This window comes from Pseudomonas sp. SDO5215_S409, from assembly GCF_054071325.1.
In genome coordinates this window covers 24271-35390 of the sequence record NZ_JBSVWN010000063.1, presented here as the reverse complement: position 1 = coordinate 35390, position 11120 = coordinate 24271, and the positions used below count along the sequence as shown (strand labels likewise).

The following is an 11120-nucleotide window of genomic DNA, read 5'->3' as shown; positions in this document are numbered from 1 at the left end:
CAAGCTGGTTGCGCTTCGCGCAACGCGCCATGCCTGGCGCACACAAAAAAAGGGCGACCGAAGTCGCCCTTTTTTACAGCTTTACAGAACTCAGTTCTGCTTAGCCATTGCCTCGCGCAGCAGGGAGGCCATGGTGGTCTCACCTGGAGCTGCAGCTTCCGGAGCCGATTTCAGGCTCTGGATGGCTTCTTTCTCTTCTTCAACGTCCTTGGACTTGATGGAGAGTTGGATTACGCGGCTCTTGCGGTCAACGCTGATGATCTTGGCTTCTACTTCTTCGCCTTCTTTCAGGACGTTACGCGCGTCTTCAACGCGGTCACGGCTGATTTCGGAGGCTTTCAGAGTTGCTTCGATATCGTCGGCCAGAACGATGATGGCGCCTTTGGCGTCAACTTCTTTCACAGTGCCTTTAACGATGGCGCCTTTGTCGTTAACCGAGACGTACTCGGAGAACGGATCGCTTTCCAGTTGCTTGATGCCCAGGGAGATGCGCTCGCGCTCTGGGTCAACCGACAGGATAACGGTGTCCAGCTCGTCGCCCTTCTTGAAGCGACGAACAGCTTCTTCGCCCACTTCGTTCCAGGAGATGTCGGACAGGTGAACCAGGCCGTCGATGCCGCCGTCCAGACCAATGAAGATACCGAAATCGGTGATCGACTTGATGGTGCCGGAGATCTTGTCGCCCTTGTTGAACTGGCCAGAGAAGTCTTCCCATGGGTTGGACTTGCACTGCTTGATGCCCAGGGAGATACGACGACGCTCTTCGTCGATGTCCAGAACCATAACTTCCACTTCGTCGCCGACTTGTACGACTTTCGAAGGGTGGATGTTCTTGTTGGTCCAGTCCATTTCGGAAACGTGTACCAGGCCCTCAACGCCTTCTTCCAGCTCAGCAAAGCAGCCGTAGTCGGTCAGGTTGGTAACACGCGCCATTACGCGGGTGCTTTCTGGGTAACGGGCTTTGATAGCAACCCATGGATCTTCACCCAGTTGCTTCAGGCCCAGGGAAACACGATTACGCTCGCGATCGTATTTCAGAACCTTGACATCGATCTCGTCGCCAACGTTGACGATCTCGGAAGGATGCTTGATACGCTTCCAAGCCATGTCGGTGATGTGCAGCAGGCCATCGACGCCACCCAGATCGACGAATGCGCCGTAATCGGTGAGGTTCTTGACGATACCTTTGACTTGTTGGCCTTCCTGCAGGGATTCCAGCAGAGCTTCACGCTCGGCGGAGTTTTCTGCTTCCAGGACGCTGCGACGGGAAACGACAACGTTGTTGCGCTTCTGGTCGAGTTTGATGACCTTGAATTCGAGTTCTTTGCCTTCCAGGTGCGTGGTGTCGCGCACTGGACGAACGTCGACCAAAGAACCTGGCAGGAACGCACGGATGCCGTTAACGTCGACAGTGAAGCCGCCTTTAACCTTACCGTTGATAACGCCCTTGACCACTTCTTCAGCTGCGAAGGCTGCTTCGAGAACAATCCAGCATTCAGCGCGCTTGGCTTTTTCACGGGACAGCTTGGTTTCACCGAAACCGTCTTCAACCGAGTCCAGAGCAACGTGAACTTCGTCACCGACATTGATAGTCAGGTCACCAGCATCGTTGTAGAACTGTTCCAGCGGGATCAGAGCTTCAGACTTCAGACCAGCGTGAACGGTTACCCAGCGAGCTTGGTAATCGATATCAACGATAACACCGGTGATGATGGAGCCTGCCTGAAGGTTCAGGGTTTTTAGGCTTTCTTCAAAGAGTTCCGCAAAGCTTTCGCTCATTTTAATTCCTGTTGATAAGGGCGAAGAATACGCCCATCTGCCACATCCCAGACGATGTGGGTTACGTTCATATATAAGAAGGAAGGCAGGACTAGGACTGGTCCCCTGCGCTCCTCCTGAGTCACCCGGTGATATCGCGAAGGGCGATTTCACTCAAGATGCGTTCCAACACCTGCTCGATAGACAACTCCGTAGAGTCCAGCTGTATGGCGTCTGCCGCAGGTTTTAGCGGCGCTACCGTACGCTGGGTATCACGCTCATCACGCGCACGAATCTCATCCAGCAGACTCGACAGACTAACACCATCGACCTTTCCCTTCAACTGCAAGTAACGGCGACGGGCGCGCTCCTCGGCACTTGCCGTAAGAAAGATCTTCAGTGGCGCCTCGGGAAACACCACCGTGCCCATGTCACGCCCATCCGCCACCAAGCCAGGCGGTTCCTGAAATGCCCGCTGGCGCTGCAACAAGGCATCGCGCACAGCTGGCAATGCAGCAACTTGCGAGGCCCAGGCCCCCACCTGCTCGTTGCGCAGGTCGTCCGTTACGTCATCACCCTCAAGGATAATGCGCTGGGGATGACCGCCCGTCGCGGCCACAAATTGCACATCGAGGTGCGCCGCCAACAATTTGAGCGACTCCTCATTGGTCAGATCGACGCCATGGTTACGTGCCGCAAACGCCAGCAGGCGGTAAAGCGCGCCGGAATCCAGCAGGCACCAGCCCAGCTGCTTGGCCAGGATGCCAGCAATCGTACCTTTGCCCGAGCCACTTGGCCCGTCGATGGTAATCACCGGTGCTTTGATATTCACAATTAAGCCTCTTGGGCTACACGTATGCCGACCTGGGCACACAGTGTAAGAAAGTTCGGAAAAGACGTAGCCACGTTGGCACAGTCATGGATACGAATCGGTGCGCTCGCCCGTAAGGAAGCAACACTGAATGCCATGGCAATTCGGTGATCACCCTGAGCATGCACTTCACCACCGCCCATCACGCCGCCTTCGATAATAATCCCATCAGGTGTCGGCTCACAGGTTATGCCCAGTGCCAGCAGACCGTCGGCCATGACCTGGATCCGGTCCGACTCCTTGACGCGCAACTCCTGCGCGCCACGCAGTACGGTTCGCCCTTCGGCGCAGGCGGCAGCCACAAACAACACGGGAAATTCGTCGATAGCCAGCGGAACCAGGGCCTCGGGAATCTCGACGCCTTTTAGCCGGGCCGCGCGAACCCGCAGGTCTGCGACAGGCTCACCGCCCACTTCCCGCGGATTTTCCAGCGTAATGTCCGCCCCCATAAGCCGCAAAATATCGATGACGCCCGTGCGCGTAGGGTTGATACCCACATGCTCAAGCAGCAACGCCGAGCCTTGGGCAATCGACGCGGCCACCAGAAAAAAGGCCGCCGAAGAAATATCCCCAGGCACTTCAATATGCGCAGCTTTCAGCGCACTGCCCGCCTCGATCGAGGCTGTAGCGCCCTTGACCTCGACCGGACAGCCAAAACCACGCAACATCCGCTCGGTATGATCACGGGTCGGCGCAGGCTCGGTAACCGCGGTCTTGCCTTGCGCATATAACCCTGCCAGCAACAGGCAGGATTTCACCTGGGCGCTGGCCATCGGCAGTGCATAGGTCAGCCCTTTGAGCACCTGCCCGCCGCGAATGGTCAACGGCGGACGACCTTCCGGCCCTGTCTCAATAACCGCGCCCATTTCTCGTAATGGCTTGGCCACACGACTCATCGGGCGCTTGGACAAGGACGCATCGCCCGTCAGGACACTGTCAAAGCGCTGGGCCGCCAGGAGCCCCGACAAGAGCCGCATGGAGGTGCCCGAATTACCGAGGTAAATCGGCCCCGGCGCGGGTTTCAAGCCATGCAAGCCAACCCCATGAATCGTCACGCGCCCATGGTGCGGCCCCTCGATCACCACGCCCATGTCACGAAACGCCTGCAGCGTGGCCAGTGCGTCCTCACCCTCAAGGAAGCCTTCGACTTCGGTGACGCCGTCTGCCAACGAGCCCAGCATGATTGAACGATGAGAGATCGATTTGTCACCCGGTACCCGAATCTGCCCGCTCAGGCACCCACCCGGGTTGGCGACAAAAACCAGATCATCGGCATTTACAGCCCCGTCCATATACGCCCGGCGAGCCAATATTTTGCTGAAATGCTCGCGCGCCACCCGGGCACGGGTGAACACGCCCAACAGCTGGTGCCCGTCCCCCGCATCCACCGCATCACGCAGGGCATCAAGGTCGCTGCGAAATGTATCCAGGGTGCGCAACACCGCATCGCGGTTGGCAAGAAAGATGTCATGCCACATCACCGGATCGCTGCCAGCAATCCGCGTGAAATCGCGAAAACCACCCGCTGCATAGCGGAAAATCTCAAGATTCTCATTACGCTTGGCCAGCGAATCAACCAGGCCAAAGGCCAACAAATGTGGCAAATGACTGGTCGCGGCCAGTACCTCATCGTGACGCTCGACCTGCATGTGCTCCACATCTGCGCCCAACTCGCGCCAGAGCCGGTCAACCATCGCCAGCGCCGCCGGATCGGTTTCATCCACAGGCGTCAAAATGACTTTATGGCGACGGAACAGCTGCGCATTGGACGCCTCCACCCCGCTCTGCTCGGAACCAGCAATCGGATGCCCCGGCACGAACCGCGTCGGGATGCCGCCAAACGCCAGGCGCGCCGCACGCACCACGTTGCCCTTGGCACTGCCCACGTCCGTCAGGATCGCCTGCCCCAGGTCCATGCCGGCCAGCAACGCCAGCACTTTCTCCATGGCCAGGATCGGCACCGCCAACTGAATGACATCAGCGCCCTGACACGCAACGGCCAGGTCGGCCTCACAGCGGTCCACCACACCCAATTCAACCGCCAACTTGCGCGATTGCGGGTCCAGGTCGACACCAACCACTTCGCCACACAGCCCGCTTTCACGCAGGCCCTTGGCGAAGGAGCCGCCGATCAAACCCAGACCGACCACCACCAGGCGACCGATCATAGGCATAGCAGGTTGCAATGAAGTGACATCAACCACGAGCCAGAACCTTGGCCAGCGCCTCGAGGAAACGGCTGTTTTCAGCGGGCAAGCCGATGGTGATACGCAGGTGGTTCGGCAAGCCGTAGTTGGCCACCGGACGCACAATGACCCCCTCACGCAACAAGCCCTGGAAGACCGGGGCAGCCACTTGGCCAAGGTCTACGCAGATAAAGTTGCCTTTGGACGGAATCCAGCCCAGGCCCAGCTCGCGAAAGCCTTCCTGCAATTGCAGCATGCCGCTTTCGTTGATCCGGCGACCTTCTTCCAGGTACTCGGCGTCCTTCACTGCCGCACAAGCCGCTGCCAGTGCAAGGCTGTTGACGTTGAAGGGCTGGCGCACGCGGTTCAGCACATCGGCGACGACTGCCGTGGACAGGCCATAACCTACGCGCAGCGACGCCAGACCGTAGGCCTTGGAAAAGGTGCGCGACACCAGCAGGTTCGGGTAGGCCGCCAAAAAGTCCAGGCCGTCCGGCAGATCGCTGCCTTCGGCGTACTCAATGTAGGCCTCGTCCAGCACCACCAGCACATGTTCCGGCACATCCTGCAGGAAATCGTCCAGCGCTTGTGCATCGAACCAGGTGCCGGTCGGGTTGTTCGGGTTGGCGATGAACACCACGCGGGTCTGGGCATCGATAGCCGCCAGCATGGCGGGCAGGTCATGGCCCCAGTCCTTGGCCGGGATCACTTTTGCATCAGCCCCTACCGCCTGAGTGACGATCGGGTACACCGCAAATGCATGCTCACTGAACACAGCATTCAAGCCAGGCGCGAGGTACGCACGCCCCACCAGCTCAAGAATGTCGTTGGAACCGTTACCCAACGTGACCTGGTTCAGCTCTACCCGGCAGTTTTCCGCCAGCAGGGTCTTGAGGGCAAAACCGTTGCCATCGGGGTAGCGGGTCAGTTCGGCCAGCTCTTCACGAATCGCCGCCAGCACTTTGGGGCTTGGGCCGAGCGGGTTTTCGTTACTGGCCAACTTGACGATATTGGCCGGATCCAGGTTCAGTTCACGCGCCAGTTCGTCCACAGGCTTGCCGGGAACATAAGGCGAAAGTTGTTGCACGCCCGGCTGTGCCAGGGCGAGGAAGTTGCCACTCATGTCAAAGCCTCACAAAACCGCTTTCGGGTAAGAGCCCAGCACCTTGAGTGCTACGGCGTCCTGACTGATTTTCTCCAGCACACCCTTGATCAGCGGATCGCGGTGGTGGCCGATGAAGTCGATAAAGAACACATAAGTCCATTTACCGCTGCGCGAAGGGCGAGTCTCGATTCGCGTCAGGTCAATCCCGTTATCGTGGAACGGCACCAGCAGCTCATGCAGCGCGCCGGGCTTGTTGCTCATGGACACGATGATAGAGGTCTTGTCGTCGCCGGTCGGTGGCACTTCCTGGCTACCGATCATCAGGAACCGTGTGGAGTTATCAGGGCGGTCCTCAATCTTTTCAGCCAGGCGCGTCAAGCCATACAGGCCAGCCGCCATGTCACCGGCGATCGCCGCCGAGTTCCACTCACCCTTGACCCGTTTGGCCGCCTCGGCGTTGCTGGACACCGCCACGCGCTCGACATTCGGGTAATGGGCATCCAGCCATTTGCGGCACTGGGCCAGCGACTGGGCGTGGGAGTAAATACGGCTGATGCTGTCGGTCTTGGTGTTCTCGCCCACCAACAGATGATGGTGGATACGCAGCTCGACTTCGCCACAGATCACCATGTCGTGCTCGAGGAAGCTGTCGAGGGTGTGGTTGACCGCGCCCTCGGTGGAGTTTTCCACGGGCACCACGCCAAAGTTCACCGCGCCAGCGGCCACTTCGCGGAACACTTCGTCGATGGCGGCCATCGGCTTGCTGATCACAGCATGGCCAAAGTGCTTCATGGCCGCCGCCTGGGTGAAGGTGCCTTCAGGGCCCAGGTAGGCCACTTTCAGCGGCTGCTCCAGCGCCAGGCACGAGGACATAATTTCACGGAACAACCGCGCCATTTCCTCATTGCCGAGCGGGCCACGGTTACGCTCCATCACACGCTTGAGCACCTGGGCTTCACGCTCCGGCCGGTAAAACACCGGCACTTCGCCTTCAGCCAAGGAGGCCATCTTCACCCGTGCAACTTCCTGGGCACACCGCGCACGCTCGCTGATCAGCTCCAGGACTTTTTCGTCCAGGCTGTCAATGCGTACACGCAGGGCCTTGAGTTCTTGCTCAGACATTAGCCGTGTTCCTTTTCGAACGCTGCCATGTAGTCCACCAGTGCGTTGATGGCATTGATGTCGACAGCGTTATAGATGGAGGCGCGCATGCCGCCCACCGAGCGGTGCCCCTTGAGGTTCAGCAGGCCACGCTCGTCGGCACCCGCCAGGAATGGCTTGTCCAGGCGGTCATCAGCCAGACGGAACGGCACGTTCATCCACGAACGGTCAGACACGTTGATCGGGTTGCTGTACAAGCCGCTGGCGTCGATGAAGTTGTAGAGCGTGCGCTTTTTCTCTTCATTGAGCTTGCCCATGGCCGCCACGCCACCCTGCTCCTTGAGCCACTCGAAGACCAGGCCAGACAAGTACCAGGCAAAGGCCGGTGGCGTGTTGTACATCGAGCCGTTATCGGCGGCGACCTTGTAGTTGAGCATGGTCGGGCACAGCGAACGGGCACGGCCCAGCAAGTCTTCACGGACGATATTGACCAGAATCCCGCTCGGGCCGATGTTCTTCTGCGCACCGGCGTAGATCATGCCGTAGCGGGACACATCGATCGGGCGCGAGAGGATGTCCGAAGACATGTCGCACACCAGCGGAACGTCACCGGTCTGCGGAACCCAGTCGAATTCCAGGCCGCCGATGGTTTCGTTGGCCACGTAGTGCACGTAGGCCGCGTCCTTGGAGAGCGTCCACTCGTTCTGGCCGGGAATCGCGAAATAGTCGTAGGGCCTGGCAGTACCGGCGACATTGACGTTGCCGTAGCGCGAGGCCTCTTCGATGGCTTTCTGGCCCCAGATACCGGTGTCGATATAGTCCGCCGTACCGCCTTCGGGCAGCAGGTTCAGCGGTATCTGGGCAAATTGCTGGCTGGCGCCGCCTTGCAGGAACAGCACCTTGTAGTTTGAAGGGATGCCCAGCAGATCACGCAGATCCTGCTCCGCCTTAGTGGCGATGGACACAAACTCATCGCTGCGATGGCTCATTTCCATCACGGAGAGGCCTTTTCCATGCCAGTCGAGGAGTTCACCTTGCGCGCGCGCAAGGACTGCTTCAGGAAGCGCCGCGGGACCGGCACAGAAGTTATAGGCTCTCTTGCTCACATCCAATCTCACTTTGATCTGGTGGGGTGGTGCAATAAATCAATCGTTTCACGGCAGACAAACAACAAGGGGGCGAATTTGCATCCGCCCCCTCCATGTCCGCTTAGTCTTGCGGTTCTTCTTCGTCAGCGGCAGCGTCGAGTGTTGGCTCCTCGACGTTGTCATCGCTACCCGCGATCACCTCGCCGTCGAACGCCTCACCGTCCAGCTCCTCGTCCTCGACTTCCGATGGTTCCTGGACACGCTCCAGGCCCACCAGGGTTTCATCCTTGGCCAGCTTGATCAGCGTCACCCCTTGGGTGTTACGGCCCAGGCTGGACACTTCACCCACACGCGTGCGCACCAGAGTGCCCTGGTCGGAAATCAACATGATTTCCTCACCGTCCAGCACCTGGACAGCGCCGACCAAGCGGCCATTACGCTCGTTGCTGACCATGGCGATCACACCTTGGCCGCCACGCTTGTACTCGGGGAACTCGCTGATGGCGGTACGCTTGCCATAACCGCGCGCCGAAGCGGTGAGGATCTGGCTGCCTTCTTCCGGGATCAGCATGGAAATCAGCTTCTGCCCTTCCGGCAGACGCATGCCGCGCACACCCCGTGCGGTACGGCCCATGGCACGCACGTCGGACTCTTTGAAGCGCGTCACTTTGCCGCCGTCGGAGAACAGCATGACTTCACGCTCACCGTCGGTGATGGCAGCGGAGATCAGCACGTCGCCTTCGTCCAGCTCCAGGGCGATCAGGCCCACGCTGCGTTGACGGCTGAAGGATTCCAGCGGGGTCTTTTTCACGGTGCCGTTGGCGGTGGCCATGAAGATGTAGTGACCTTCGGTGTATTCCTCGACCGGCAGCATGGTGGTGATGTATTCACCGTCGTCCAGCGGCAGCAGGTTCACCAACGGACGACCACGCGCCGCACGGGACGCTTCCGGAATTTCGTACGTCTTGAGCCAGTACACCTTGCCCTTGCTGGAGAACAGCAGCAGCGTGGTGTGGCTGTTGGCAACCAGCAGGTGAGCGATGTAGTCCTCATCCTTGACGCCGGTAGCCGATTTACCTTTACCGCCACGACGCTGGGCTTGATACGCCGCCAGCGGCTGGGTTTTGGCATAACCGCCGTGGGAAATGGTCACCACGCGCTCTTCTTCCGGGATCATGTCGCCCAGGGTCAGGTCGAGGCGTGCGTCCAGGATCTCGGTGCGACGCACGTCGCCGTATTCGGCGCGGATCACTTCCAGTTCTTCGCGGATCACTTCCATCAGGCGCACGGCGCTGTTGAGGATGCGGATCAGCTCGCCGATCTGGTTGAGGATCTCCTGGTACTCGGCCAGCAGCTTCTCGTGCTCAAGGCCCGTCAGGCGGTGCAGGCGCAGCTCCAGAATGGCCTGGGCCTGCTCCGGCGACAGGAAGTACTTGCCTTCACGCAGGCCGTATTGCGGGTCCAGGTTTTCCGGACGGCACGAATCGGCGCCAGCGCGCTCGACCATCGCCACCACGGCGCTGGACTCCCAAGGCGTGCTGATCAGCGCTTCCTTGGCTTCCGACGGGGTGGGCGAGGCCTTGATCAATGCGATGACCGGGTCGATGTTCGACAGCGCCACCGCCTGGCCTTCCAGGATGTGACCGCGCTCACGCGCCTTGCGCAGTTCAAACACGGTACGGCGGGTGACGACTTCGCGGCGGTGACGCACGAAGGCTTCCAGCAAGTCCTTGAGGTTCAGGATGCGCGGGCGGCCGTCGATCAACGCAACCACGTTGATACCAAACACGCTTTGCAGCTGGGTCTGGGCGTAGAGGTTGTTGAGGATCACCTCAGGCACTTCGCCACGACGCAGCTCGATCACCACGCGCATACCGTCTTTGTCAGACTCGTCGCGCAGCTCGGTAATACCTTCCAGCTTCTTCTCTTTGACCAGCTCGGCGATCTTCTCGATCAGACGCGCCTTGTTCAGCTGGTAAGGCAGCTCGGTGACGACGATCTGCTGGCGGCCACCGACCTTGTCGATGTCTTCGATGATCGAGCGGGCGCGCATGTAAATGCGGCCACGGCCGGTACGGTAGGCCTCGATGATGCCGGCGCGACCGTTGATGATCGCCGCCGTCGGGAAGTCCGGACCGGGAATGTATTGCATCAATTCATCGACGGTCAGCTCAGGGTTGTCGATGAGCGCCAGGCAACCGTCGATGACTTCACCGAGGTTGTGCGGCGGGATGTTGGTGGCCATGCCCACGGCAATACCGCTGGAACCGTTGACCAACAGGTTGGGGATCTTGGTCGGCATGACCGCCGGGATCATTTCGGTGCCGTCGTAGTTCGGCACCCAGTCCACGGTCTCTTTATGCAGGTCGGCCAGCAGCTCGTGCGCCAGCTTGGTCATGCGCACTTCGGTGTATCGCATGGCTGCGGCGTTGTCGCCGTCGACCGAACCGAAGTTGCCCTGGCCGTCTACCAGCAGGTAGCGCAGGGAAAATGGCTGGGCCATCCGAACAATGGTGTCGTACACCGCAGTGTCGCCGTGAGGGTGATACTTACCGATCACGTCACCGACAACACGGGCAGATTTCTTGTATGGCTTGTTCCAGTCGTTACCCAGCTCGCTCATCGCGTAGAGCACACGCCGGTGCACGGGCTTCAAGCCATCGCGCGCATCAGGCAGTGCCCGGCCAACGATTACGCTCATCGCGTAGTCGAGGTAGGACTGTTTCAGCTCGTCTTCGATATTGACCGGGAGGATTTCTTTGGCCAGTTCGCCCATGAGAAGCCTGATTCCTTTTTCGGGTGAAACCTCGTCACATCCATATGGGACGAACGAAGCTCGCCGTTGCTGGCGGGGTGCCCGGCAACGACTTACGACAAATCAACGAGTTATGACACGGATCTGCGCAGTAGAGATCACCCCGCGGGGCAACCCTGGAAACCGCCGGATGTTATCACAATCGCCGCCACGCACCTATCCCCCTGATGCGCATGGAGCATAGTTAGTTGACGGA

General features: G+C 59.6%; 7 protein-coding genes. All 7 read right to left on the bottom strand.

The features are described 5' to 3' along the window. Nucleotides 1–90 precede the first annotated feature (90 nt). The gene (gene rpsA / locus ACW9H9_RS24695) at nucleotides 91–1779 is read right to left on the bottom strand and encodes a 30S ribosomal protein S1 (protein WP_457345814.1); all 1689 of its coding nucleotides are present in this window, start codon (nucleotides 1777–1779) and stop codon (nucleotides 91–93) included. Nucleotides 1780–1900: 121 nt separating this feature from the next. Continuing rightward, entirely contained in the window at nucleotides 1901–2590 is a 690-nt protein-coding gene (gene cmk / locus ACW9H9_RS24690; protein WP_457345816.1) for a (d)CMP kinase, read from the bottom strand. A gap of 2 nt (nucleotides 2591–2592) precedes the next feature. Further along, a complete protein-coding gene (locus ACW9H9_RS24685) occupies nucleotides 2593–4797 on the bottom strand; it encodes a bifunctional prephenate dehydrogenase/3-phosphoshikimate 1-carboxyvinyltransferase (protein WP_457345845.1) in 2205 nt (734 codons plus the stop codon). 28 nt (nucleotides 4798–4825) lie between these two features. Beyond that, nucleotides 4826–5938: a histidinol-phosphate transaminase gene (gene hisC / locus ACW9H9_RS24680; protein WP_457345817.1), complete on the bottom strand. Its 1113-nt coding sequence runs from the start codon at nucleotides 5936–5938 to the stop codon at nucleotides 4826–4828. A 9-nt stretch (nucleotides 5939–5947) separates the two neighbouring features. After that, complete coding sequence (gene pheA, locus ACW9H9_RS24675; protein ID WP_457345818.1) at nucleotides 5948–7042, bottom strand: prephenate dehydratase; 1095 nt, start codon at nucleotides 7040–7042, stop codon at nucleotides 5948–5950. Further along, entirely contained in the window at nucleotides 7042–8127 is a 1086-nt protein-coding gene (gene serC, locus ACW9H9_RS24670) for a 3-phosphoserine/phosphohydroxythreonine transaminase (protein ID WP_457345819.1), read from the bottom strand. Before serC ends, pheA begins: the two co-directional genes overlap by 1 nt. Before the next feature lie 103 nt (nucleotides 8128–8230). Next, complete coding sequence (gene gyrA, locus ACW9H9_RS24665) at nucleotides 8231–10885, bottom strand: DNA gyrase subunit A (protein WP_457345820.1); 2655 nt, start codon at nucleotides 10883–10885, stop codon at nucleotides 8231–8233. Nucleotides 10886–11120 lie beyond the last annotated feature (235 nt).

Excerpts from the sequence above, each read along its gene's own strand:
- rpsA (WP_457345814.1), bottom strand. The coding sequence starts at position 1,779 with ATGAGCGAAAGCTTTGCGGAACTCTTTGAAGAAAGCCTAAAAACCCTG.
- ACW9H9_RS24685 (WP_457345845.1), bottom strand. The coding sequence starts at position 4,797 with ATGATCGGTCGCCTGGTGGTGGTCGGTCTGGGTTTGATCGGCGGCTCC.
- hisC (WP_457345817.1), bottom strand. The coding sequence starts at position 5,938 with ATGAGTGGCAACTTCCTCGCCCTGGCACAGCCGGGCGTGCAACAACTT.
- pheA (WP_457345818.1), bottom strand. The coding sequence starts at position 7,042 with ATGTCTGAGCAAGAACTCAAGGCCCTGCGTGTACGCATTGACAGCCTG.
- gyrA (WP_457345820.1), bottom strand. The coding sequence starts at position 10,885 with ATGGGCGAACTGGCCAAAGAAATCCTCCCGGTCAATATCGAAGACGAG.